Source organism: Carboxylicivirga litoralis (assembly GCF_025499605.1).
GTDB lineage: Bacteria > Bacteroidota > Bacteroidia > Bacteroidales > Marinilabiliaceae > Carboxylicivirga > Carboxylicivirga litoralis.
Genome location: NZ_JAFMVC010000135.1, coordinates 1 through 429, shown reverse-complemented (window position 1 = coordinate 429; position 429 = coordinate 1). Strand labels below are relative to the sequence as shown.

The following is a 429-nucleotide window of genomic DNA, read 5'->3' as shown; positions in this document are numbered from 1 at the left end:
TACTATGTGAATTTAAACTATAGCATTTCAATTTCTTATAATTTAAACTTGTTGAAATGAAATTGTCTTGGGTTTTAAGTGAATATTGCCTAACGTTGAGAATATGGGGCGTTTGGCATTTCAAAGCTCCAAAGTATCAAACCGCTATATGTTTTATTAAATGTTAACATGCTCAAAAATAGCACTATCCGCCAAATGACCTATATTTATTGTTGTATGGCGTACTTTTTCTCAATTATTCTCTCAACTAAATCCCGAAAAGTTTTCATTTCAGGAATAAACATCATATCACTTTGGTCTTCAAACTCTTTTCTTGATGCATTTCCTGAAAACAATCCAATTATCAAGAGAATCACAGCTAAACCAAATAAAGGATACCAGAAAAATCCAGCTATAAAAACCAGAATTAAAGCAAACCATATCAATGAA

Annotated in this window: 1 protein-coding gene; it reads right to left on the bottom strand. The window is 30.8% G+C overall.

Annotated features, from left to right (window positions below):
- Positions 1–206: 206 nt before the first annotated feature.
- The coding region (locus J1N10_RS21095; protein WP_262328695.1) for a hypothetical protein at positions 207–429 on the bottom strand (223 nt) is incomplete at its 5' end.